Origin of the sequence: Roseburia sp. AF22-2LB, from assembly GCF_003461125.1 — a bacterium.
In the GTDB taxonomy this organism is placed as follows: Bacteria; Bacillota; Clostridia; order Lachnospirales; family Lachnospiraceae; genus Roseburia_C; species Roseburia_C amylophila.
Genome location: NZ_QTWM01000002.1, coordinates 391,102 through 413,702, shown reverse-complemented (window position 1 = coordinate 413,702; position 22,601 = coordinate 391,102). Strand labels below are relative to the sequence as shown.

General features: G+C 41.8%; 28 protein-coding genes. All 28 read left to right on the top strand.

Going from position 1 to position 22,601, the window contains the following annotated elements; translation table 11 throughout:
• Nucleotides 1-50 precede the first annotated feature (50 nt).
• The 28 genes from DWX96_RS04765 to DWX96_RS04630 all read left to right on the top strand — a co-directional run bounded on the left by DWX96_RS04765 (nucleotide 51) and on the right by DWX96_RS04630 (nucleotide 22,523).
• Nucleotides 51-899: a class C sortase gene (locus tag DWX96_RS04765; protein ID WP_118056886.1), complete on the top strand. Its 849-nt coding sequence runs from the start codon at nucleotides 51-53 to the stop codon at nucleotides 897-899.
• A 3-nt stretch (nucleotides 900-902) separates the two neighbouring features.
• The gene (locus DWX96_RS04760) at nucleotides 903-1,799 is read left to right on the top strand and encodes a class C sortase (protein ID WP_118056885.1); all 897 of its coding nucleotides are present in this window, start codon (nucleotides 903-905) and stop codon (nucleotides 1,797-1,799) included.
• On the top strand, nucleotides 1,796-2,770 hold the full coding sequence (locus DWX96_RS04755) for a DUF5979 domain-containing protein (protein WP_118056884.1): 975 nt from the start codon (nucleotides 1,796-1,798) through the stop codon (nucleotides 2,768-2,770). The genes DWX96_RS04760 and DWX96_RS04755 overlap by 4 nt, the downstream gene beginning before the upstream one ends.
• Before the next feature lie 18 nt (nucleotides 2,771-2,788).
• Entirely contained in the window at nucleotides 2,789-3,313 is a 525-nt protein-coding gene (locus DWX96_RS04750; RefSeq protein WP_118056883.1) for a hypothetical protein, read from the top strand.
• A complete protein-coding gene (locus DWX96_RS04745) occupies nucleotides 3,310-4,089 on the top strand; it encodes a hypothetical protein (protein ID WP_118056882.1) in 780 nt (259 codons plus the stop codon). The genes DWX96_RS04750 and DWX96_RS04745 overlap by 4 nt, the downstream gene beginning before the upstream one ends.
• Nucleotides 4,090-4,102: 13 nt before the next feature.
• Entirely contained in the window at nucleotides 4,103-4,861 is a 759-nt protein-coding gene (locus DWX96_RS04740; protein WP_118056881.1) for a hypothetical protein, read from the top strand.
• Nucleotides 4,862-4,864: 3 nt separating this feature from the next.
• Complete coding sequence (locus DWX96_RS04735; protein WP_199535171.1) at nucleotides 4,865-5,944, top strand: MucBP domain-containing protein; 1,080 nt, start codon at nucleotides 4,865-4,867, stop codon at nucleotides 5,942-5,944.
• Between the two features lies 1 nt (nucleotide 5,945).
• Nucleotides 5,946-6,422, top strand: a complete 477-nt coding sequence (locus DWX96_RS04730; RefSeq protein WP_242986144.1) for a signal peptidase I — start codon at nucleotides 5,946-5,948, stop codon at nucleotides 6,420-6,422.
• A gap of 10 nt (nucleotides 6,423-6,432) precedes the next feature.
• A complete protein-coding gene (locus DWX96_RS04725) occupies nucleotides 6,433-7,404 on the top strand; it encodes a transglutaminase-like domain-containing protein (protein WP_242988735.1) in 972 nt (323 codons plus the stop codon).
• A 15-nt stretch (nucleotides 7,405-7,419) separates the two neighbouring features.
• Nucleotides 7,420-8,472, top strand: coding sequence for a type II secretion system F family protein (locus DWX96_RS04720; RefSeq protein ID WP_117840812.1), 1,053 nt, complete (start codon nucleotides 7,420-7,422; stop codon nucleotides 8,470-8,472).
• 13 nt (nucleotides 8,473-8,485) lie between these two features.
• Complete coding sequence (locus DWX96_RS04715) at nucleotides 8,486-8,833, top strand: hypothetical protein (RefSeq protein WP_117840813.1); 348 nt, start codon at nucleotides 8,486-8,488, stop codon at nucleotides 8,831-8,833.
• Between the two features lie 17 nt (nucleotides 8,834-8,850).
• A complete protein-coding gene (locus DWX96_RS04710) occupies nucleotides 8,851-9,339 on the top strand; it encodes a DUF4860 domain-containing protein (protein WP_158552059.1) in 489 nt (162 codons plus the stop codon).
• Nucleotides 9,340-9,349: 10 nt separating this feature from the next.
• Nucleotides 9,350-9,805 carry a hypothetical protein gene (locus tag DWX96_RS04705; RefSeq protein WP_117698197.1) on the top strand — a complete coding sequence of 152 codons (456 nt, stop codon included), beginning with the start codon at nucleotides 9,350-9,352 and terminating at the stop codon, nucleotides 9,803-9,805.
• A complete protein-coding gene (locus tag DWX96_RS04700; RefSeq protein ID WP_117840816.1) occupies nucleotides 9,798-10,289 on the top strand; it encodes a hypothetical protein in 492 nt (163 codons plus the stop codon). The genes DWX96_RS04705 and DWX96_RS04700 overlap by 8 nt, the downstream gene beginning before the upstream one ends.
• Nucleotides 10,290-10,308: 19 nt before the next feature.
• The gene (locus DWX96_RS04695; protein WP_118056880.1) at nucleotides 10,309-11,364 is read left to right on the top strand and encodes a type IV pilus twitching motility protein PilT; all 1,056 of its coding nucleotides are present in this window, start codon (nucleotides 10,309-10,311) and stop codon (nucleotides 11,362-11,364) included.
• 115 nt (nucleotides 11,365-11,479) lie between these two features.
• On the top strand, nucleotides 11,480-11,833 hold the full coding sequence (gene rplS / locus DWX96_RS04690) for a 50S ribosomal protein L19 (RefSeq protein WP_022242453.1): 354 nt from the start codon (nucleotides 11,480-11,482) through the stop codon (nucleotides 11,831-11,833).
• Nucleotides 11,834-12,058: 225 nt separating this feature from the next.
• Nucleotides 12,059-12,646 (top strand): signal peptidase I, encoded by a 588-nt coding sequence (lepB, locus tag DWX96_RS04685; RefSeq protein WP_199534925.1) that lies wholly within the window; start codon nucleotides 12,059-12,061, stop codon nucleotides 12,644-12,646.
• A gap of 30 nt (nucleotides 12,647-12,676) precedes the next feature.
• Complete coding sequence (gene ylqF, locus DWX96_RS04680) at nucleotides 12,677-13,528, top strand: ribosome biogenesis GTPase YlqF (protein WP_117840819.1); 852 nt, start codon at nucleotides 12,677-12,679, stop codon at nucleotides 13,526-13,528.
• A 48-nt stretch (nucleotides 13,529-13,576) separates the two neighbouring features.
• Nucleotides 13,577-14,140: a signal peptidase I gene (lepB, locus tag DWX96_RS04675; protein ID WP_117840820.1), complete on the top strand. Its 564-nt coding sequence runs from the start codon at nucleotides 13,577-13,579 to the stop codon at nucleotides 14,138-14,140.
• A 35-nt stretch (nucleotides 14,141-14,175) separates the two neighbouring features.
• Nucleotides 14,176-14,946: a ribonuclease HII gene (locus DWX96_RS04670; RefSeq protein ID WP_118056879.1), complete on the top strand. Its 771-nt coding sequence runs from the start codon at nucleotides 14,176-14,178 to the stop codon at nucleotides 14,944-14,946.
• Between the two features lie 38 nt (nucleotides 14,947-14,984).
• On the top strand, nucleotides 14,985-16,697 hold the full coding sequence (fliK, locus tag DWX96_RS04665) for a flagellar hook-length control protein FliK (protein ID WP_158561815.1): 1,713 nt from the start codon (nucleotides 14,985-14,987) through the stop codon (nucleotides 16,695-16,697).
• 3 nt (nucleotides 16,698-16,700) lie between these two features.
• Nucleotides 16,701-17,045, top strand: coding sequence for an EscU/YscU/HrcU family type III secretion system export apparatus switch protein (locus DWX96_RS04660; protein WP_117698192.1), 345 nt, complete (start codon nucleotides 16,701-16,703; stop codon nucleotides 17,043-17,045).
• A 68-nt stretch (nucleotides 17,046-17,113) separates the two neighbouring features.
• On the top strand, nucleotides 17,114-17,473 hold the full coding sequence (locus tag DWX96_RS04655) for a YraN family protein (RefSeq protein WP_022242460.1): 360 nt from the start codon (nucleotides 17,114-17,116) through the stop codon (nucleotides 17,471-17,473).
• 114 nt (nucleotides 17,474-17,587) lie between these two features.
• Nucleotides 17,588-18,448 (top strand): peptidoglycan editing factor PgeF, encoded by an 861-nt coding sequence (gene pgeF / locus DWX96_RS04650; protein ID WP_118056877.1) that lies wholly within the window; start codon nucleotides 17,588-17,590, stop codon nucleotides 18,446-18,448.
• An 85-nt stretch (nucleotides 18,449-18,533) separates the two neighbouring features.
• Nucleotides 18,534-19,115, top strand: coding sequence for a methyl-accepting chemotaxis protein (locus tag DWX96_RS14725; RefSeq protein WP_117840826.1), 582 nt, complete (start codon nucleotides 18,534-18,536; stop codon nucleotides 19,113-19,115).
• Nucleotides 19,116-19,365: 250 nt separating this feature from the next.
• Nucleotides 19,366-19,752: a GntR family transcriptional regulator gene (locus tag DWX96_RS04640; protein WP_117840827.1), complete on the top strand. Its 387-nt coding sequence runs from the start codon at nucleotides 19,366-19,368 to the stop codon at nucleotides 19,750-19,752.
• Complete coding sequence (locus DWX96_RS04635; RefSeq protein ID WP_118082969.1) at nucleotides 19,736-20,635, top strand: ABC transporter ATP-binding protein; 900 nt, start codon at nucleotides 19,736-19,738, stop codon at nucleotides 20,633-20,635. Before DWX96_RS04640 ends, DWX96_RS04635 begins: the two co-directional genes overlap by 17 nt.
• Nucleotides 20,610-22,523, top strand: coding sequence for an ABC transporter permease (locus DWX96_RS04630; protein WP_118056876.1), 1,914 nt, complete (start codon nucleotides 20,610-20,612; stop codon nucleotides 22,521-22,523). Before DWX96_RS04635 ends, DWX96_RS04630 begins: the two co-directional genes overlap by 26 nt.
• The last annotated feature ends 78 nt before the right edge of the window (nucleotides 22,524-22,601 follow it).

Below are 22,601 nucleotides of genomic sequence, written 5' to 3'. Positions count from 1 at the left end.
GGAAGAAAATTCCCGCTCGCTGGGACTTTGACAGCATTAGGGAGAAATCTATGAAGAGGACATTAAAGAAATTATTTAAGAAAGATAAACGGAATGTAATGTTAGTGTTTGTTTTTATCATAGGTCTCTCCGTGATGCTGTATCCGCCAATTAGTTCTTACTGGAATTCAAAAGTCCAGTCAAGAGCCGTTGCGTCTTATAGTAATGCCGTAAAATCACTGACAGAAGAAGAAAAAGACACAATGTTAAAAAAAGCTGATACCTACAATGAAAAATTAAAGGATGTGAACCGGCCATTTCTGAATTATGCAGAGGCTGGCGATTATAACAGCATTCTTGATATTTCCGGCACCGGCATCATGGGTTATGTTACAATTGAAAAGTTAGGTGTGGAACTCCCGATTTATCATGGAACTTCGGAAGGAGTATTACAGGTTGCAGCAGGCCATTTAGAGGGCAGTAGTTTGCCGGTTGGAGGAGAAGGCACACATAGTGTTCTTTCTGCACACAGAGGACTTCCGTCTGCAAGACTTTTTACAAATCTGGATAAAATGGAAGCAGGAGATACCTTTACCGTTACCGTATTGGATCGCAAACTGACTTATCAGGTGGATCAGATTAAAATTGTAGAACCACAGGAAATTAATAATCTTATAATTGAAGAGGGAAAAGATTATTGTACATTAATGACCTGCACTCCATATGGAATCAATTCTCATCGGCTGCTGGTAAGGGGTGAGCGGATTTCACAGGAGGAAAGCGGTAACTTTGTGACGGCAGATGGATATCTTGTCAATACTTCTGCAGTTGCAATTGTAGTTGCGATTATATTACTGTTCTGGATTTTACTGGGACTTTTGATTTGGCAGCGGTTTAGCTGGAAGAGGAAAAAGGAGTAGGGAATGAAACAGAAATGGAAGCAGAAATTACCTGGAATTCTGCTTGGACTGGTTTTCCTGGTCGGACTGGGAATCTTTGCATATCCGACTGTGGCAGAACAATGGAATAAATACCATCAGAGCAGGGCAATTGCCAGTTATGAAGAAACTGTTGCAGATATGGATGAAATAGACTATCAGAAGCTCTGGGAGATGGCAGAGGAATATAATTCCCAGATAGGTAATAATACCTTCGATGGGGATGCATTTTCGCAGGAAGAACAGAATATGAGAGGAAGTAAATACTGGTCCGTATTAAATCCGGGAGATAATGGGATTATGGGATATATTTCCATCCCGAAAATAGAACAGAGACTTCCGATTTATCATGGAACTTCGGAGGCAGTATTACAGATTGGCGCAGGTCATATGTCCGGAACCAGTCTTCCGGTTGGTGGTGAGGGAAAACATAGTGTACTGGCAGCACACCGCGGACTGCCAAGTGCGAAACTTTTTACCGATATTGACCAGCTTGTAGAAGGTGATAAATTCTATGTGCATGTACTGGATAAGGTGCTTGCATATGAAGTGGATCAGATTCTGCCGATGGTAGAAAAGGATGATACGGATACTTTGACAGAGGCAATGAAGAATGTCGAAGGGGAAGATTATGTAACACTTTTCACCTGCACCCCATATGGTGTAAACAGCCATAGACTGCTGGTGCGTGGTCACAGTGTCCCGTATAATGGAGAGGATGATGAGAAGGCAATAGCCAATGAATCTATGCTTCAGACGGTGAAAGATTATTATATGTTATATGCAATACTGGCAGTTGCAACAGCAATTCTGATTACAGTTTTGATAAAGATTATTCGAGATAGAAAAGTTTCAAGAGGTTCTAAGGAGGGTGGAAAATGAAAAAGTTAAAAATAAAGAAAGGGTATATTGCGGGATTACTGACGTTGTTTTTGGCAGCAGCAGGATTACATGTGGCATCTGCATATGCCACCAATGTAATAGATCCGGCAGAACCTTGTACTTTGACTTTATCTGTGCCGAAGGGCGAAGAATATACGGAAGAACTGAATGGGATGGAACTGCATGCTAAAATATATCAGGTAGCGACTATGGATGCAGCAGGAGAGTACAGCGAAACATCAGAATTTAAATCCCTCTCTTTAAAAGATGCGGTAAATGGAGATGTTACATGGGAAGAGATGACAGCGAAGGCAGCGGAGCTCGCTTCGGATAAAACCCCGGATACAGAATGCACGATTACGGATGGAACAGGAGAGAAAGAACTGAATTCTGGGATATATCTTGTTGTGGTTGAAACTGCGTCAACCGGTTTTTATGAGTATAATTTTAATCCAGGTCTGATTGCGTTGCCGGATAATCAGGCATTTCATTCTGCAGGCGCAGAAAACAAATGGATTTATGAGGTTACAGCAAATCTAAAACCGGAACGTTCTCCACGGTATGGAAGTCTTCTTATACAGAAAAATCTTGATAACTATAATGAGACAATGAAAGAGGTAACCTTTGTATTTTCGATAGAAGCAGTAGATGAAAATGGTAATACGGTATACAGTAATGTAGTATCGACCACACATTCATCGGCAGGAACGAAAGCGGCAATTGCAGATCATATTCCGGCAGGTGCAAAAGTTACTGTGACAGAGGTATATAGTGGGGCTGGTTATAGACTGGTAAGTGAGCCACAGCAGACAGCAGAAATCAGTGCGGATGAAATCGTAACAGTGGAGTTTGATAATACATATGACCACGGATTGAATCCGGGCTACGGAGTGACCAATCATTTCGATTATGATGAAGATGAGGGATGGCAGTGGACACAATTACCGGATAATAGTGTAAAGGAAGAATAAAGGAGGCTGGAATATAAGATGATGAAGAAAAAAACAAAAGTGTTCTGGCTGACTGCAGCAGCATTGGTATTCCTTGCAGGGGCAGCAGTGCCACCGGCAATGGCGTATTTTACAACTTATGTGGAAGCGGAAGGAGGATATCCGATTACACTTGGTAATGAAACTACAATAGAAGAAAAAGTTGAAAATATGGAGAAGCATATCGTACTTACAAATACAGGAGAAAGTGATTGCTTTGTCAGAGTAAAAGTATTCGCAGGAAGTCAGATTACATTAACTATGTCCGGATCGTCCTGGATTCAGGGCGAAGATGGCTATTGGTATTATAGTGATATTGTTCCGGTAAGTGGCAATACAGAAGAACTTTTAGCCAAAATAGCAATACCGGAGGAATATAAAGAGAGTTTTAATGTAGTGGTCGTTCAGGAGTGTACACCAGTTCTCTATGAAGAGGATGGAACACCATATGCAGACTGGAACCGGATTGCAGATACCAGGACAGATATAGGAACTGCAGATGCAAGGGAGGCTGGTGAAGAATGAGCCGATTGAAAAAAGTAATGAAGGGAAGAAAAGGAACCTTTTTATTATTGGGTGCTGCAGTACTTCTTCTGGCAGGAAGTGCAGTTGGAAGTGCGAGAGCAGCACTTACTTACTATAGTGAGAATTATACCGCACAGATGGAAATGTATGATATCGGAGTGACTCTGGTGGAAGAATCTGCCAAGGGTTCTAAGAATATCAGCAGCCGTGATTATGCAGGAAGTGATGATGCCTGGAAGCAAAATCAGGGAGCACTTCTTACAGATATGCTGGATGAGACCGATGGAAAGCTGGTAGCCGGAAGAAATTATAAGGAAGCACTTTCCGTAAAAAACAGTGGCAATATTGATGAATATGTCCGTGTGAGAATTTATAAGAGCTGGAAGAATGAGGATGGAAGCAAGGAAACAACACTTGCTCCGAGTTTGATTGAATTAAACCTGACCCAGAATGGCTGGATTGTGGATGAAAATGCATCTACGGAGGAGAGAACTGTTCTTTACTGGCCATCGGTATTGAAGGTGGGTGAGAGTACACCGGCATTTTCTGATACTTTAAAGATTGATAATTCTATTACGTCAAAGGTAACGGAGCATACAACGGAGGAAAATGGACTTAAGACCACTACTACAACATTTAATTATAATGGGGTTTCCTTTCATGTAGAGGCAGAAGTGGATGCCGTACAGACACACAATGCGCAGGATGCGATTAAGAGTGCCTGGGGAGTTGATGTTTCTGTTGATTCCAATGGAAATCTGACATTACTGCAGTAAGGAGGAGACTGAGATGAAGAGAAAATGGATTGGTATCATGGCAGCTCTGGCTCTGGTTGCAGCAGCCCCTGTTCAGGTACAGGCAGAAGAGTTCTCCGGCGGTGATGACTGGAACGTAACGTTTGATGGAGAAAAATTAAACAGCACATTTAAAAATGCAGATATTGATGATGCGATATATCAGCTTCAGCCGGGAGATACGGTAAATATCAGACTGGAGTTAAAGAATACCTATGATGGGGATACGCAGTGGTATATGACAAATCAGGTATTACAGAGCCTTGAGGATTCACAGAGTGTGGCTTCCGGAGGAGCGTATTCGTACATACTTTCTTTTACGGCTCCGGATGGAAGTAACCGTATTTTATACAGCAGTGAAAATGTAGGTGGAGATACGGTAGGAGAAAGTGGTGAAGGTCTTCACCAGGCAACCAATGCAATGAAAGATTATTTCTATCTGGATGAGCTTGCGAAAGGTGAAAAAGCAGAGATTGCACTAACCGTAAAGCTGGAAGGTGAGACACAGGGAAATACCTATCAGGATACCCTGGCAAAATTGCAGATGAATTTTGCGGTAGAATTATTATCCAGTGGTTCAACACCATTGTCGAATCATGTGGTTATTAAAACGGGTGACAATAATCAGGTGCTTCTTTTTTCGGCACTTGCTCTGGCGGCAGGACTTGTTTTAGTCGTCTTTTTTGTTGTGAGAGTGAAGAGGACACGAAAAGAAGATGAGGCAGCTGAAAATCGGTTGGAAAAGGAGGAGTAAGGGATGAAGAATAAAATAAAAGAAAGAATGGAACGTATTCTTCGCGGAAGTATTTTATTTACAACATTACTTACACTGGCATTTCCGGTACAGGCATGGGCAAAAGTTGGTGGAAATGAAACAGAATATACCTATACAGTAACGTTATGCTCTGGAAATCAGGGATATTTTTCAGATACGAATGGAATTACAGTAGACAATCATATAACAGGTTCTTCTTATCAGATTGAAAAGGAAAGCCAGGGAGAAAAAATAAAAATCAGTGGACTGAAATATGGTGACCGGGTTATGGTTCGGGCACAGTCCTGTATTCAGCTAAAGGAAGATGGAAAATATTATATTGGTGGAATCCGGGAGAGCGGAAGGGATAATAATACTGTTGGAAAATCTGCCTTTGTGGTAGAATCTGATCAGGAGTATGTAGCAGCATATGCAATTGCGGGAAATATGGTAGCATATACTGTGAATTATCAGGATGCCAATGGAAATGCACTTTCAGACAGTGAAACCTTCTATGGTGCAGTGGGTGACCAGCCGGTGGTGGCGTTTAAATATTTTGAAAATTATCGTCCGCAGGCATATAATCTGACGAAAACCTTAAACAGCAATGAAGCGGAAAACATTTTTACGTTTGTATACACGGCGGATACACAGAGTGCGGCAAACAGTGCAAATGCCGGAAATGATGCAAATGCGGCAAACAATGCAAATGCAGCAAACAATGCAAATGCAGCAAACAATGCAAATGCAGCAAACAATGCGAATGCAGCAGATGATGCCAATGCGGATAATAATCAAGGGGCAGATGGAAATGTAAATATTCCGGATGAAGAGACTCCGCAGGAACTGGTAAATCTTGATGATGAGGAAACTCCGTTAGCAGATATGCAGCAAAAGGTTGAGAAGACCAAAAGACCGGCAGGAAATATGCCATTGCTGATTGGTGTAGCATCAGTGGCAGTTGCAGGACTTGTGGCTCTTACTGCTTTTGCATTACGAAGAAAGAAAATGAATGTCAGAGCAGAGGCATTAACGAATGGGAAAAACAAAAAGAAAAAAGAGGACAATAGCCAGAATCTGTAGTATGATAGGAGTATCTCTTCTGATATTGGTGATTCTGATTTGCATACCATTGACATTACCAAGGCTTACAGGGTTTGATATTTATACAGTTGTAACCGGAAGCATGGAACCGGCGATTCCGGTAGGAAGTCTTATTTATGTCAGGGAAGAAGCACCGGCAGAACTTATGGAAGGTGAAGTTGTGGCATATCGGAGCGATACAGATGCGGGAATTATCATTACCCATCGTGTGGTGAAGAATCAGGTGGTGTCCGGTCAGCTGATTACCAAAGGAGATGCAAATGAAGCGGAGGATATTTCCCCGGTTTCCTATGCACAGGTAATTGGAAAAGTAACCCTGACCATTCCGGTATTAGGAGGGATATTTGCAGCTATGGTAACCTTTTACGGTAAAATTGTAATCGTCTCAGTTGTATTACTGGCGGCAATTTTATTATATATAGGTACAGATAGCAGGAATATACAGGAAAAGGAATAGGTGTGTTGTCATGCAGAGGCAGAAGAGCCGGCACAGTAAGAAATATTACCTGATAATATGGATGGCCGCAGGGATATTGTTGATGAGCGGTGCATTGGGAGGCTGTGGCGGAGAGAAGAATTCTCCGGATCAAAGCAGCAATGATATCGCAAAGGGAAATCGCGATGCGACAGCAAAAGTATTACATCCGGAGGCTTCCGGAGAAGTGACTTATGGGACAGATCAGATTGCTATTGATGCATCGCATGCATCCGATGGTTATGTGATGCTTAATTATACCGGAACCAATGAAAAAGTGAAATTCCAGATAGAGACACCGGAAGGGGAAGCATATACCTATCTGGTGACAAAGAATGGAACGTATATTGTATATCCGCTGACACAGGGAAGCGGTACTTACCAGTTGACTTTATATGAAGCTGCATCAGTAGAAGAAAATTTGTATGCAACAGCATTTACCCAGAGTATTGATGTTACCATTACGGATGAATTTGTCCCATTTCTGGCACCTAACTGCTATGTGGATTTTGATGAGAATTCCAAGGCGGTAAAGAAAGGGGAAGAACTGGCAGCAGGCTGCGGCAGTGACCTTGATGTAGTAACCAACATTTATCATTATGTAATTGAAAATATTACATATGATGAAGAAAAAGCAGAGAATGTTGCATATGGATATGTGCCGGATGTAGATGAAACACTTTCGTCCGGAAAAGGAATCTGTTTTGATTATGCAGCATTGATGGCAGCGATGCTTCGTTCGCAGAGAATTCCAACCAAACTTCAGGTAGGATATGCGGGTGAGGCTTATCATGCGTGGATCAGCTGTTATGTGGATGAGATAGGCTGGGTAGATAATATAATATCTTTTGATGGAAAGGACTGGTCTCTTATGGATCCGACCCTGGCAGCCAATAATGATGATGATACCGTAAAAGATTATATTGGCGATGGAAGCCGTTATATTATAAAGTACACATATTAAGAGAGGAAGAAAAGTATGGGAAAAAGTAAAAAACAGCAAAAGCTGTCAAATCTTGAATGTGCATCTTTTTGCAGCCAGATGACAATGGTTCTGCATGCAGGCTTTCCGGCAGTTGAGGGGGTGTCATTATTACTGGAAGATGCAAAGGATGTGCAGGAAAAGGCAATACTTCAGGTAATGTATGATGAAATGATAAATACAGGACTGTTATATCCGGCACTGGAAAAGACCGGTGTATTTCCGGATTATCTTCTTCAGATGGTTAAGATAGGAGAAGAAACAGGTACACTGGATGATGTTATGAATGGGCTGACTCACCATTACGAGCGTGAGGATGAGATCGAGAAGAGTATTAAAAGTGCACTTACATATCCTTTGATTATGGTTGCTATGATGATAGCTGTAATTGTGATACTTTTGACAAAAGTAATGCCGGTATTTGAACAGGTATTTCACCAGTTAGGCAGACAGATGACCGGATTTTCCGGTGGTATGCTGGCATTGGGAAAAACAATTTCGAATTATGCAATTGTATTCATTGCAATAGCGGCGGTAATCGTTGGAGTATTTGTTTATTTTGTAAAGAGCAGCAGAGGACGAAGAGCGTTTGCTGGTTTTAGCAGAAAAATGCACTTGTTTCATGGCTTATACGATAAAATCGCAGCATGCCGTTTCGCAGACAGCCTGTATCTGACTTTAAAGAGTGGACAAAATCCGCAAAAGGGACTGGAATTTGCAGACGAATTGATTGCAGATAAGAATTTTTCGAAGAAGATTAAGAAATGCAGCCAGAAAATGGAAGAGGGCGAGGATTTTGCAGCAGCAGTAGGCGGTGCCGGAATATTTGAGGGCTTGTATGAGAGGATGCTGGTGATTTCCGGGAAAACCGGAGAGACCGATGAAACATTAGAGACGATAGCAAGACAGTATGAAAGAGAAATTGATCAGAGAATGTCTTCTTATATTGCAATATTAGAACCGACACTTGTAATTATTTTGTCTGTTATTGTCGGAATGATACTGTTATCCGTGATTCTTCCGTTGATGGGAATTATGGCAGGACTGTAAGAAGGAGATGCATATGGAAGGATTTCGTCGAAAGAGGCTTTTTTTTCATGAAAAAAGGCATTCTGTCTGGGCAAAGATATTATTTACGGTGGCCATTTCCTGTTGTATTATTTTATTGACCTGCCATGGATTGAACCGATTGATGGCGGATAGTAAAGAGGAGGAAAAACGTTCTTTAGAAGAGGCTCTGCAGAGGGAAATCGTGCAGTGTTATGTGCTGGAAGGACATTACCCGGACAGTCTTTCGTATCTGGAAGAACAGTATGGTTTTTCCTATGATAAGGAGCAGTTTTTTGTGGACTACCAGCTGCTTGGAGCAAACATTATGCCGGATGTGACAGTAATTGAGCGCAAGAATTAGAGTGAAGAGGGATGAATATGGCAGAGAGTACCGCCAGAAAACATACAATTGATATATTATTTCCATGGGCATTGTTTGGGCTGCTGGCAATCTGCGGACTTCTGGTGCTTATCCTGGCAGCAGATATTTATCAGGATACGACGACTATGGCAGATGAAAATTATGAAAGCAGAACAGTATTGTCTTATCTTACGGAGAAGATTCATCAGAATGATAATGGGACAGTTACTATTGGTTCGGTAGATGGAACAGACAGTCTTATTATCCGTCAGGATTATGATGGAGAAGAATATTGCACCTATATTTTTGAAGAGGATGGCATGTTGAAAGAGCTTTTTGTCCGGTCCGGAACTGCTGTAAGTACAGCGGATGGAAAGGCAGTCATTCCGGTTGAAGATTTTAAGATGGAAGCTTTGGAAAATGGATTATTGCATTTTTCCTGTACGTCGGAAGATGGGAGAAAAATGGATACTGTGGTGGCTGTTGTCGGCAGAAGGCAGGAATAGAGGAAGGCATATGATAGAAGGGCAGGCAAGACGTTCCGGGGTATTTTTACTGGAACTTATGATATCGATTTTATTTTTCTGTATTGCTGCAGCGGTGGGATTGCAGCTATTTGTAAAATCCCATTGCATCAGTGAAGATGCAGGAAATATGAATATGGCAGTACATAAGGCTGCAGCGGCAGCAGAAGTATTCCGCTCCGGAACAGATATGGAAGATTATCTGAAGGAAGAGTATTCTTATTATGAGAAAGAGGATAATACATTTTTGGTATCCTTTGCTGCTGACTGGGAGAACTGTAAGACGAAAGATGCGGAATATACCCTGTGGATTACACTGGGTGAAGCGAAGCAGCGGATGGTCGGTCATTTTGCAGTAAAGCAGAAGGACGGGGAGAAAGATAAGATTATTTATGAAGTGGAACTAAAGAGAGTAATCAGTCAGAGAGAGGCGGCAGAAGATGAGTAAGAGTGCATTATACGAAGAAAAACGCAGACCGCGTATAGCCAGTCCTTTTGGATACTCTTTTTTGTTAGTGGTAGTATTGATTCTGACTTTTTTATTATTCGCAGTGTTGTCATTATCTTCGTCCCTGCGGGATTATAAATACAGTAAACGGGCGGCAGATAAGATGAGTGCCTATTATGAAGCATGTAACAAGGCAAATGATGTCTTAGCAGAGATAGATGCTATTCTGGAAGAATCCGAAAATAAAGAAATGGCGTTGCAGGAAATTTCCGGATTGCCGGAGGTGAAGGATGCAGCTGATACCATAAGCTTTTGTGTGCCGGAGACAGACACACAGGAGTTACGTGTAAAGCTTTCTATTACGGAAGAGACGGATGGAGAGACAGGAGAAATGCTGGAATGGAGCATATTAGAATGGAAAGAAACTGCTACTGATGTAAGACAGGAGGAAACAAGGCTTCCGTTGATGGAGCAGCAGAAATAAAGAGATTGGTGGGAAAATTATGGATGTAAAAGAAGTATTACGAAAAGCAGTAGAGGAACACGCATCGGATATATTTATTGTAGCCGGACTTCCGATATCATATCGTTCGAATAATGTAATTATAAAAGAAGAGGGAGAGCGGTTGATGCCTCCTGAGACAGAAAATTATTTAGAGCAGATATATGAACTGGCGGATCATCGTGATATTGACCGGTTGTTAAAGCATGGGGATGATGATTTCTCTTTTGCGGTGCAGGGACTGTCAAGATTCCGTGTCAGTGCTTATAAGCAAAGAGGTGCTTTATCAGCAGTGGTTCGTGTGATTACCTTTGATTTGCCGAAGCCGGAGGACATTGGAATTCCACAGAATATCATTGACCTTGGTCTGCAGCCAAAGGGAATGGTATTAGTAACAGGACCGGCAGGAAGTGGTAAGTCTACCACGTTAGCCTGCATGGTAGATGCACTGAACCGCCGGTGTGCCAAGCATATTATTACGTTAGAGGATCCGATTGAATATCTGCACAGCCATCAGCATGGAATTATCAGCCAGCGTGAAATAAATGTAGATACTGAAAATTATGTAACGGCATTGCGTGCATCCCTGCGGCAGAGTCCGGATGTGATCCTTCTTGGAGAAATGCGTGATTACGAGACGATTGGTGTTGCTATGACGGCAGCAGAGACAGGTCATCTTATTATATCCACCTTACATACCATAGGAGCGGCTAATACCATTGACCGTATCATTGATGTGTTCCCGGCAAATCAGCAGCGGCAGATTGCAGTACAGCTTTCCATGGTGCTGCAGGCGATTGTTTCCCAGCAGCTTGTGCCGGATGTGAATGGCAATGTGATCCCGGCATTTGAAATTATGACTGTGACACCGGCAATCCGCAATATGATTCGTGAGAATAAAGTGCCACAGATTGACGGCGTTGTATATTCCTCGAACCGGGAAGATATGATATCCATGGACAGCAGTCTTTTGAAATTGTATCAGGAAGGAAAGATTACAAAAGAGACAGCACTGGTTTATGCATCCAATCCGGAAATGTTACAGAAACGCTTATAAAAATAGCTTGACGAGGCATAGAGAACATGATACAATACAACAGTTGTGAATAGGCGATGGTCCTCTGTTGCAAATGAATGCATTAAGAACATCAAAATATACAGGAGGTCACAAAATGAACGCAAGTGAAATTATTAAGAACATTGAAGCAGAGCAGTTAAAGGCAGATGCACCAGAGTTTCGTGTAGGAGATACCGTTAAGGTTTATGCGAAAATCAAAGAGGGAAACCGTGAAAGAATTCAGGTTTTCGAAGGTGTTGTATTAAAGAAACAGGGCGGAAGCAACCGTGAGACATTTACCGTTCGTAAATTCTCTAATGGTGTTGGCGTAGAGAAGACCTGGCCATTACATTCTCCTAACGTAGAGAAGGTTGAAGTAGTAAGAGCTGGTAAAGTAAGAAGAGCTAAGCTGAATTACTTAAGAGGTCGTATCGGTAAGAAAGCAAAAGTAAAAGAGTTAGTAAAATAAGAATCTGTCAGAGGGACGTGCCAATGTGTATCGTCCCTCTTGTTGTATTTGCGCGAGTAGCGAGAGAAATCGCATGCTTGCATGCAGATTTGGCGAGCACCGCGATAACTCGAGAAACTCGCAAAGCGTGTTTCTCGTAGTTACCACGTATTCGTAAGAAGCTGCCGGTGGCAGTTTCTGTAGATAGATCGAATGATATTTAGGTAAGAAGGAGAACATAAGATTATGCGTAGAGGCAGCGTTCGTGGTCTGAATTTTGGCAGACGCAGAAAGAAAATAAATGTACCACTGCTGAAGGAAATCGGCACCTGGGTCATTGAGATTGCAATTGTCCTGGTGATTTCATTTGTATTTGTATATTTTATCGGACTTCGGACCACTGTGGTAGGACAGTCCATGAACCCTACGATAGAGAACGGAGAAGAGATTCTGGTTAATCGTTTTGTTTATAAACTGAAGAAACCAAAAGCAAATGATGTTATTGTATTTCTTCCAAATGGAAATGAAAAGTCGCATTATTATGTAAAACGTGTCATTGGGGTGCCGGGAGATAAGATACAGATAAAGAATGGAGCAGTCTATGTAAATGGAGAGCTGTTTGATGAAAAAGTAGATACAGCTGCCATTGAAGATGCAGGACTGGCATCCGAAGAGATTACGGTAGGGGAAGATGAGTATTTTGTATTGGGAGATAACCGCAACAGTAGTGAGGACAGCCGTTATGCCAATATTGGAAATATAAAACGGGAATATATTGTAGGAAAAGCATGGTTCCGGATTTCTCCGCTCCGGAAAATCGGTTTTATCAAATAGAAGAACAGTAAGGGAAGAGAGGAAAATAAGATGCAGTTTCAATGGTATCCGGGACATATGACGAAAGCAAAACGTCAGATGCAGGAAGATATAAAACTGGTAGATTTAGTAATAGAGCTGGTGGATGCAAGAATTCCGGTGAGCAGCAGAAATCCGGATATAGATACCCTGGGAAAAGGAAAAGCCCGTCTGATTTTGTTGAACAAATCTGACCTTGCAGATGAAAGAAAAAATGAAGGCTGGACAGAGTTTTTTAAGAAAAAGGGCTATTATGTAGTACGCATGGATGCCAGAAATAAAGGAAGCATGAAGCAGGTGTCTGCAATTATAGCAGAAGCCTGCAAGGAAAAGACGGAGCGTGATTTACGAAGAGGAATCAAGAACCGTCCGGTGCGGGCTATGGTAGTGGGAATCCCGAATGTGGGAAAATCCACCTTTATCAATACTTTTGCAGGAAAAGCCTGCGCCAAGACCGGAAATAAGCCGGGTGTAACCAAGGGCAAGCAGTGGATTCGCCTGAATAAGAATGTAGAACTTTTGGATACACCGGGTATTTTATGGCCAAAGTTTGAAGACCAGAGCGTTGGGTTAAGACTGGCACTGATAGGTTCTATCAAAGATGATATTTTAAATATTGATGAACTTTCACTGGAACTGATTCAGATTCTGCGGGAAGAGTATCCGGGTGTATTAAAGGAAAGATATGGAATGGAAGAAGAGGGAACACCGGCAGAGATGTTGGAGAAAATTGCCTTAAACCGTGGCTGTATCAAAAAAGGAAATGAAGTAGATTATGCTAAAGCCGCTGCACTGGTGCTGGATGAATTCCGTACTGGAAAGCTCGGTAAAATTTCACTTGAAAAACCGGAAGTGGAAGCATAAGATAAAAATAAGAACAGGAATCAAAAAGAGTTGGAGCAAGACGGAGATATGAAGGAAGAAGAACACGGCAAAAGAGGAAAGGCGGTAAGGGAAAGTGTCAGTTTCATACTATATCTCATTGTGATTGTGGTACTGACATTTTTGATGATACGTTATGTTGGACAGCGGACCAGAGTGGATGGTTCGTCCATGGAAAATACCCTTACCAATGGAGATAATCTGATTGTAGATAAGATATCCTATCGGTTTCATGAACCGGAACGTTTTGATATTATTGTATTTCCGTATCAGTATAAGGAAGACACTTATTTTATCAAACGGATTATCGGAATGCCGGGAGAAACGGTACAGATTACCGATAAGGGAGAGATATTGATTAACGGAGAAGAACTGGTAGAATCTTATGGAAGAGAGGTTATTAAAGACCCGGGACTTGCATCAGACCCGATTACATTAGGTGAGGATGAATATTTTGTGATGGGAGATAACCGCAATTACAGCAAGGACAGCAGGTTCCCGGATGTTGGAAATATCAAGCGGGCGGATATCATAGGAAAAGCATGGCTTAGAATCTATCCATTTGATAAAATTGGATTTATCCGGCATCAGTAATAAAAACGAAAGAGCAGTCAGAGGATAAAGTGATTATGGCAGAAGAGAAGAAAATCGGAGCAATCAAAGAAGAGTTACAGGCAGCAGAAGACAGTATGCTGCCTGATTTTATAGCAAGATATGAAAAAGATGAACGAAGCGGCGTAAAGACCCTTGTGGAAAAAGCACGAAAGCGGATACAGAAGCTTGAGACAGAGTATGCCCGGATTGAAAATCTGAAAAAGTATGAAAAAGAATATGCGGATGCCGGTTATATCTGCGGTATAGATGAAGTGGGAAGAGGTCCGCTGGCGGGGCCGGTTGTGGCAGGAGCTGTGATTCTGCCAAAGGATTGTGACATTTTATATATCAATGATTCCAAGAAACTCAGTGCATCCATGCGTGAAAAACTCTATGATGAAATTATGGAGAAGGCAGTGGCAACAGGAATTGGAATGGCAGGTCCGGGGCGGATTGATGAAATTAATATTTTGCAGGCTACTTATGAAGCTATGCGGCAGGCTATAACGAATTTGAAAGTAAAACCCGATATATTATTAAATGATGCGGTGACAATACCGGGAGTAGATATCCGTCAGGTTCCGATTATCAAAGGAGATGCAAAGAGCATTTCCATTGGAGCAGCCAGTATCATTGCAAAGGTAACAAGGGATCGCATGATGGAAGAATATGCGAAAATTATGCCGGAATATGGATTTGCGGATAACAAGGGTTATGGCTCCGCAGCCCATATTGCAGCAATCAAAGAATATGGACCAACACCAATTCACCGGAGAACCTTTATTAAGAATTTTTACAGTGAATAATTCCAAAGAAATTGGCGATGCAGAGTGGAGTGATTGATATGCAGATTTCAGACATGTTAGCACAATACAACAGAAGTTCGGCTACCGGAGCTACAGCAACAGCCCCGCAGCAGGGGGTTCAGCAGCTGGTATCAGCCGTACGGGAAATGACGGTAGGAAATGTATTTGAAGGAACCGTAAATGATATCAAAAACGGAACGGTTACGCTTGGACTGGCAAATGGCCAGACTGTTCAGGCGAGAATAGCAGCAGGCGTACAGTTAGCCGTTGGTCAGGCGATGTTTTTCCAGGTGAAATCCAATGATGGAACTACCGTTGAAATTCGACCTTATACCAATGGAAATCTCAATAATCCGACGTTGTTAAAGGCACTGGATGCAGCAGGCATTCCGGCAGAACCAAGAATGATAGATATGGTCAATTCCATGATGGAAGAGCAGATGTCCATTGGCAGGGAAAGCCTGATGGATATGGCACGCAGTATTTCTGCGTATCCGGATGCGGATATTAAGTCACTGGTATTGATGCATAAGCTTGACATTCCGATGTCAGAAGAATTTATCCGGCAGTTTGAAAATTATAAATCTGATCAGGCGGCAATCACTTCACAGTTTGATGATGTCTTGGAAAGCATCGGAAAATTATATCAGAACGAAAACCTTTCCGAGACAGAGGCATTGGAACTGGGAAGCCGAATCTATCAGGTGTTGAAGCAGGATGGTTCTTTGGATATGTCTGTAATTGTAAAAGAGGGAGTACAGAAAGGAAGCTGGAGTCCGGTGGAACTTCAGGAAGGAGCCATACTGGAAGGAGCGTCAGAATTTGCTGCCACAGAAATCACAGGAACGGAATTAGCAGAAGCTGAAACGATAGCAGGATCCATAGAAGAAACATTAGATGGCGTGCAGTATTATGCCAGGGGCAGTGTCGGTGCATTGTTTACAGAGGGGCAGATGAAGGATTTTTCAAATCTTCTGAAAGAATTTCCACAGCTTGCAGGCAGTAAATTATTTACCGCAGAGGGGGCTTTAAATGGAAATCTTTCTACGGGTGCATTTCTAAAAGAACTGCATCAGGCACTGGATGAGATAATGGGTTTAACCGGAGGTTCTGCAAAGAAACTGTTTTCCAGTAAAGAGTATCAGAAAGTGCTGGAATATGAGGTAAAACAGCAGTGGACACTAAAACCGGAAGAAATCAAAGGGGATGCTGTCAAGCATCTTTATGAGAAGATGGAAAATCAGATGCAGAAGATGCAGGAGCTGGTGCAGGAATCCGGTCAGAGCAATACTTCCCTTGCGAAAGCAGTAAGTAATCTGCAGGGGAATATTGAATTTATGAATCAGATTAATAATGCCTATCATTATGTGCAGATTCCCCTTCGGATGTCAAATCAGAATGCCCATGGAGATTTATTTGTCTATACTAATAAGAGTGGTGTGGACAGACCGGATGGCGAACTGAGTGCCTTTTTACATCTTGATATGGATAACCTTGGTGCAACGGATGTGTCTGTGCGGATGAAGGATAGAAAGGTGCATACGAATTTTTATCTGGAGGATGAGAAATCCTATGATTTAATCGAAGAACATATGGCTGAGCTGATGCAGCGGCTGCAGGAGAAAGGATATTCCTGTACGGTACAGGTGGAGAACCAGTCCGGAAAGAAAAATCTGGTTGAAGATTTTATGCAGCAGGAGCATCCGTCAGCCGGAATCCTGCATCGGTATTCCTTTGATATGAGGGCGTAATTTATGAAAAATGGAATCTGGCATCCGGCAGACTTTGATGGGAAAAATGCCGGAGAAGCTAAAACAAAAGAAAAAGAGAAAACAAAAGAAAAAACAGCAGTTGCCATCGCATATGAGCCGGGAGAGAGGGCACCAAAGATACTGGCAACCGGTAAGGGGTATCTTGCGGATAAAATTATTGAGAAAGCCAAAGAGGAAGACGTTCCGCTGTATCAGGATAATCAGCTGGCAAATACCTTATCCAGGCTTGAAATTGGAGATATGATTCCGCCGGAATTATATGAAGTAGTGGCAGAGATACTTGTCTTTGTCGATGATATGGATAAGCTGCGCAGTAAATTGGAATAAAAATAGCTGTAACGGCAAACGGGATAGTGGAAATCCAAATAGCAGGAATAACAGAAAGGGGAGCAGGGATGGAAAATAAACGCAGCATGGGCAGTGAGTATGAAAAAAAGGCGGCAGAGTATTTAAAGGCATCCGGCTGCAGCATCTGTGAGATGAATTACCGCTGCAGGTTCGGAGAAATTGATATGATTGCAAGAGATGGAAAATATCTTGTTTTTGCAGAAGTAAAATACCGCAGTGATACCGGAAAGGGACTTCCACAGGAAGCGGTAGATTACCGCAAACAAAGGAAAATATCAAGAGTGGCAGATTATTACCTGATGTGTAAACATATGATGGGACTGCCCTGCAGGTTTGATGTGATTGCAATATTAGGAGAGGACATACAGTGGCTGAAGGATGCTTTCCCCTATATAGAGCCTTATTAGTGACAGATGAGACTTGATACAGGAAAAAGAATGCTGGAGAATTGAACCAGTTACAGCATGGAATCCGTTACAGCATGGAGTTGGAACTGGAAAAATAAGAACAGGAAAAGAAAAATGACAGAATTTCAGATAAAAGAGGATGGACGAACCATGATACCGTCCGTATTTTCCCATGCGGGGAAAAAAGAATTAGTGTTACTGCAGTATCCACAGTTGCAGGCACTTGATATGGTAAAACACTGCTTTACCACAAGAATGGGTGGAGTAAGTAAGAATGAATTTTCTTCGCTGGATTTAAGCTTTAACCGTGGAGATGACATAGAGGCAGTAAAGGAAAATTTCCGCAGGGTAGCTGAGGCAATGGAAGTTCCAGCAGGGCAGGTTGTCTGCTCTGACCAGACCCATACCACCAATGTAAGAAAAGTAACAGCAGAGGATGCAGGAAGCGGACTGACAAAGGAACGGCCGTATCATGATGTGGATGGATTGATTACCGATGTGCCGGGGCTGATGCTTGCAACCTTTTATGCAGACTGTGTGCCGCTTTACTTTGTGGATACAAAGCATAGGGCAATCGGACTGAGCCATTCCGGCTGGAGGGGCACGGTTAACAGAATGGGAAGAGCCACGCTGAAAGCAATGGCAGAAGCATATGGAACAGTACCGGAGGATGTATGGTGTGCGATAGGCCCATCTATCTGCCAGGACTGTTATGAAGTAAGTGAAGATGTGGCACTGGAATTTGAGCAGGAGTTTTCCGGTCATGGCAGTGAAATTATGTACCGGAAAGAAAATGGAAAGTATCAGTTAAATCTCTGGAAAGCCAATGAAAGAGTGCTTTTAGATGCGGGAATCCTGCCGGAAAAACTAATCTTACCGAATGTGTGTACCTGCTGTAACAGTGAACTGTTATTTTCGCATAGAGCAAGCCATGGAAGAAGAGGAAATCTTGGGGCATTTTTGTGCATTAAATAGAAAAATGTCAAAAAATGAAAAATTTTTTTGTTCACAAAGCAAACATGTGATATAATTAGGATAAATAATTTAGGAGGGCAGAAATATGCAGTTGAATGAGATATTTAATGCAGAAGATATAGAGGTACTTTTTGCACAATGGGAAAACGTAACAGGAGTAAAACCATTACTTCTGGATTCTGATGGAAGTGTAGCAATCGGGGAAGGTGAAGCATCTGAATACAGAGATGTGATCAAAGCCGGAATTGAAATTGCTGGATATCTTTCTTATGCGAAGAAGGAAGACGCAGAGGATGAAAACGAAGCTAAATCTAAGATAGCAGCTCTGACTATCGTTCTGACACAGCTTGCAGCATCTGAAGAGAAGAGAATGGATGAAGAGAAGAAGAATTCTGATATTCATGAGAATGTACAGAAGACCTCAGAATACATCCAGAAGATTAATGATATTACCAAACAGCTGGACAAGATTGAAAAGAACCAGAAGATTCTTGCATTAAACGCTTCTATTGAGGCTGCTCGTGCAGGAGAGGCTGGAAAAGGATTCGCAATTGTTGCAACCAATGTATCTGCACTGGCAACAGACTTTGGTAATAACAACCGCGAAATCAAAGATGAATTACAGAAGTTAAATGAAGTAATTGCAGCAATTGAAAAATGTGAATAATATTTCCTGATGAAAGGAAGATAGAATCGTGTAAAAAGACGGAATCAGTGCAAACTGGTTTCGTTTTTTTGCTTTACAGGAAATTGCTTTTCTGTAAAGTAAAAAACGCTCCGCGAGCAGCATTAAGGAATTATTAATAAAATCATACAGATATTTTTCTTGTGTCTCATCTGCTGGGATGTTATAGTGTGCGTATCAATTGAAGTAATACGGATAATACACCTACGATATTCCAAAAGGAGGAAGCGAAGTGATACAGCTTAATTACAGGGATGCAAAGCCTATTTACGAACAGATTAAAGATGGAATGCGTCATCTTGTGATTTCCAATGCATTGACAGCGGATGAAAAACTGCCATCTGTGCGTGAACTGGCAGCAACACTGGCAATTAATCCGAATACCATCCAGCGGGCATACCGGGATCTGGAGAAAGAAGGATATGTCTATACCATTTCCGGGAAAGGCACATTTGTGGCTGCCCAGAAGCATGTAAAGGATGCAAGAACTGTGGAATTAAAAGGACATTTTGATGAAATCGTATCAGAATTACTGTATCTGGCAGTAGAGCCGGAGCAGTTAAAACATCGGATAACGGAACTGGAAGGAGGAGAATATATTCATGATACGGGTAAATAATGTAGTGAAGACATTTGGAGATTTCCGGGCGTTAGACGGTGTAAACCTGCATGTAAAGGATGGAGCAATTTATGGACTGGTAGAACCAAACGGAGCCGGGAAATCTACGATAATAAGACATATTACCGGAATCTATAAGCCGGATGCCGGCGAAATAGAAATAGCCGGGATGCCGGTGTATGAGAATCCTCAGGCAAAGGCCAGATTTGCATATATTCCGGATGATCTTTTCTATTTCCAGCAGGCAGATGTCATGGAAATGAAACGCTTTTATAAGGGAATCTATAAAACTTTTGATGAAGATTTGTTTTTCCGGATCCGGGATGCGTTTTCGAATATTGATCCGAAGATGTCTATCCGGAGAATGTCGAAAGGCATGCAGAAGCAGGCGGCTTTCTGGCTGGCAATCAGCTGCAGACCGGAGCTTATGATTTTAGATGAGCCGGTAGATGGACTAGACCCGGTAATGAGAAGGCAGATCTGGAGCATTATCATGTCTGATGTGGCAGAACATGGAACTACGGTGTTAGTATCTTCCCATAACTTAAGAGAGCTGGAGGATGTCTGTGACCATGTGGGCATTATGCATCATGGAAAAGTAATGCTGGAACGTTCCTTAAGCGAACTGCAGGGAAGTGTCTGTAAGATTCAGGTGGCATATCAGGAAAGAATGCCGAAGCTTCCGGCTGATTTTGAAGTGTTACATATGTCCAGTACAGGAAGGGTATATACCATGATTGTAAAAGGCAATCCCAAAGAGGCAAAGCTGCGGTTAGAACAGACTTCGCCGATGCTGATTGATGTGCTGCCTCTGACATTGGAAGAAATTTTTATTTACGAATTAGGAGGTGCGGATTATGCGGTCAAAGACATCTTACTTTAATAAGACGGTATTTTGGAAAAATATTACGCATTTCTGGCCTGTCTGGTTGATTTATACGATATTGCTGCTATGTATGGTTCCTCTGCGGCTGTTAGTGAATTCCGGGATTTCTTATGAAGGTTATTCAGCACAGGAAATTAAAGAAATAAAAATGAATAATTTTATGCAGATTCTGTTTTCGGATGGAAGCGGTGCGCTTATTGCACTCCTTAGTCTGGCAATTGGAATTATTGTAGCAATGGCAGTATTTTATTATCTTTATAATAACAGAAGCTCACATCTGTTTCATTCACTGCCATTGAAAAGAACAGAACTTTTTATCAGTAATTTCCTGTCAGGATTCTGCATGATTGTGGTTCCTGTACTATTGGCGTTTATTATTGGAACAGTATGCTGCATTATGCAGGGAATTACAAGTCTGCAGTATCTGCTGGCGTGGGCACTGATGCTGACGGGAGAGGGCTTTTTCTTCTACAGTATGGCAATTTTCGTTGGCATGTTTACCGGTCAGTTATTGGCAATGCCGGTATTTACGATTATTCTGAACGTATTATATATAGGATGCCGCTATGTGATTACATGTATGATTAGTACAATTGGCTATGGTATGGCGAATTCTTATGCTGACCGTATGAATAGTATTTTATCACCGGTGATATATCTTTCAAATAAGGTGGGAGTAGAGTATGACTATTTAGAGGACAGGATAGAATACCATATGTTTGGCCTTTCGGTTGTAGGGATCTATGTGCTGGTGGGAGTGGTGCTGATAGTAATATCCTGCATGCTTTATCAGAAACGTAAACTGGAAACCACGGGAGATGTGCTTACAATTCCGGCAACCCGCCCGGTGTTCCGCTGGGGAATGGCTTTTTGTGTGGCTTTTCTTACTGCAATTCTGCTGAGCGGACTGTTTGGCGTGCTGGTACATACATCACTGGGCAATTTCCTGATGGTTTTATTTACAACATTGATTGCAGGTTTTCTGGCATTTTTCATTGCGGAAATGATTTTGACGAAGAAGCTGCGTGTAGTGACCAAAAAGAGATTATTAGAATGCGGCGTCATGTTAGGAATTTCAGTCGTATTTCTTTTTTGCATCAAATGGAATGCTTTCGGACTGGAAAATAAAATCCCGGATAAGAAGGAAATTGTCGCAGCAAATATTAACTGCTATTTTGATATAGAAGAAAATTCAGAAAGCGGAATTGATGAAATTATGAGTATTCATCAGCAGATTATTGATTCAAAGAAGGAATTTCAGGCATATCAGGGCTCGTCTGATTTAGATAAGGCATTGCAGTGGGTGGAGATTGATTATCAGCTTGCGGACGGAAGCGTTATGGTAAGAAGCTATGATGTACCGGCTGCTAAAAATTATTATGAAAATGCAGATTCGGTTGTTTCAAGAATTTATGCTATGTCTATGGATCCAGAGAATTATCTCAAGGGGAATCTGATGGTGAATTATGATGATCCGAATAATCATATTATTTCAATGGAGTTTGATGCCTATGACCAGAATTTGGAATATGACAGCATTAATATAAATGATGAGCGGGCACAGGAAATATATGATGCTTATCTTAAGGACATCCGGGCAGGACATATTTATCTGAATACAGTAAATGATAACTACTATAAACATACGTATATCAATGGACTGTATCTGCATGTCTATAACAGTCAGGGAATCCAGCTTACCAGGAGAGAACAACGGATGTGGGGAATGGAAAACAGTAAAGATTATTATTTCAATTTGAATTTGAATGATCGTTGTGTATACACGATTAACAAACTGCTGGAGTTACATATCATTGAGTCAGAGGATGAACTGATGACATTACAGGAAATGGAAGACAGAAGCATGAGCATGGAGCAGGAATAAGTGGAAGGGTGGAATAACTGTTGTTATTCTGCCCTTTTTATTGTAAACTAGAGAGGTATTATAATATAGAAAGATTGA

Bases quoted from the DNA above. Each gene is read 5' to 3' on its own strand.
- DWX96_RS04765 (WP_118056886.1), top strand. From the start codon at position 51: ATGAAGAGGACATTAAAGAAATTATTTAAGAAAGATAAACGGAATGTA.
- DWX96_RS04760 (WP_118056885.1), top strand. From the start codon at position 903: ATGAAACAGAAATGGAAGCAGAAATTACCTGGAATTCTGCTTGGACTG.
- DWX96_RS04755 (WP_118056884.1), top strand. From the start codon at position 1,796: ATGAAAAAGTTAAAAATAAAGAAAGGGTATATTGCGGGATTACTGACG.
- DWX96_RS04750 (WP_118056883.1), top strand. From the start codon at position 2,789: ATGATGAAGAAAAAAACAAAAGTGTTCTGGCTGACTGCAGCAGCATTG.
- DWX96_RS04745 (WP_118056882.1), top strand. From the start codon at position 3,310: ATGAGCCGATTGAAAAAAGTAATGAAGGGAAGAAAAGGAACCTTTTTA.
- DWX96_RS04740 (WP_118056881.1), top strand. From the start codon at position 4,103: ATGAAGAGAAAATGGATTGGTATCATGGCAGCTCTGGCTCTGGTTGCA.
- DWX96_RS04735 (WP_199535171.1), top strand. From the start codon at position 4,865: ATGAAGAATAAAATAAAAGAAAGAATGGAACGTATTCTTCGCGGAAGT.
- DWX96_RS04730 (WP_242986144.1), top strand. From the start codon at position 5,946: ATGATAGGAGTATCTCTTCTGATATTGGTGATTCTGATTTGCATACCA.
- DWX96_RS04725 (WP_242988735.1), top strand. From the start codon at position 6,433: ATGCAGAGGCAGAAGAGCCGGCACAGTAAGAAATATTACCTGATAATA.
- DWX96_RS04720 (WP_117840812.1), top strand. From the start codon at position 7,420: ATGGGAAAAAGTAAAAAACAGCAAAAGCTGTCAAATCTTGAATGTGCA.
- DWX96_RS04715 (WP_117840813.1), top strand. From the start codon at position 8,486: ATGGAAGGATTTCGTCGAAAGAGGCTTTTTTTTCATGAAAAAAGGCAT.
- DWX96_RS04710 (WP_158552059.1), top strand. From the start codon at position 8,851: ATGGCAGAGAGTACCGCCAGAAAACATACAATTGATATATTATTTCCA.
- DWX96_RS04705 (WP_117698197.1), top strand. From the start codon at position 9,350: ATGATAGAAGGGCAGGCAAGACGTTCCGGGGTATTTTTACTGGAACTT.
- DWX96_RS04700 (WP_117840816.1), top strand. From the start codon at position 9,798: ATGAGTAAGAGTGCATTATACGAAGAAAAACGCAGACCGCGTATAGCC.
- DWX96_RS04695 (WP_118056880.1), top strand. From the start codon at position 10,309: ATGGATGTAAAAGAAGTATTACGAAAAGCAGTAGAGGAACACGCATCG.
- rplS (WP_022242453.1), top strand. From the start codon at position 11,480: ATGAACGCAAGTGAAATTATTAAGAACATTGAAGCAGAGCAGTTAAAG.
- lepB (WP_199534925.1), top strand. From the start codon at position 12,059: ATGCGTAGAGGCAGCGTTCGTGGTCTGAATTTTGGCAGACGCAGAAAG.
- ylqF (WP_117840819.1), top strand. From the start codon at position 12,677: ATGCAGTTTCAATGGTATCCGGGACATATGACGAAAGCAAAACGTCAG.
- lepB (WP_117840820.1), top strand. From the start codon at position 13,577: ATGAAGGAAGAAGAACACGGCAAAAGAGGAAAGGCGGTAAGGGAAAGT.
- DWX96_RS04670 (WP_118056879.1), top strand. From the start codon at position 14,176: ATGGCAGAAGAGAAGAAAATCGGAGCAATCAAAGAAGAGTTACAGGCA.
- fliK (WP_158561815.1), top strand. From the start codon at position 14,985: ATGCAGATTTCAGACATGTTAGCACAATACAACAGAAGTTCGGCTACC.
- DWX96_RS04660 (WP_117698192.1), top strand. From the start codon at position 16,701: ATGAAAAATGGAATCTGGCATCCGGCAGACTTTGATGGGAAAAATGCC.
- DWX96_RS04655 (WP_022242460.1), top strand. From the start codon at position 17,114: ATGGAAAATAAACGCAGCATGGGCAGTGAGTATGAAAAAAAGGCGGCA.
- pgeF (WP_118056877.1), top strand. From the start codon at position 17,588: ATGACAGAATTTCAGATAAAAGAGGATGGACGAACCATGATACCGTCC.
- DWX96_RS14725 (WP_117840826.1), top strand. From the start codon at position 18,534: ATGCAGTTGAATGAGATATTTAATGCAGAAGATATAGAGGTACTTTTT.
- DWX96_RS04635 (WP_118082969.1), top strand. From the start codon at position 19,736: ATGATACGGGTAAATAATGTAGTGAAGACATTTGGAGATTTCCGGGCG.
- DWX96_RS04630 (WP_118056876.1), top strand. From the start codon at position 20,610: ATGCGGTCAAAGACATCTTACTTTAATAAGACGGTATTTTGGAAAAAT.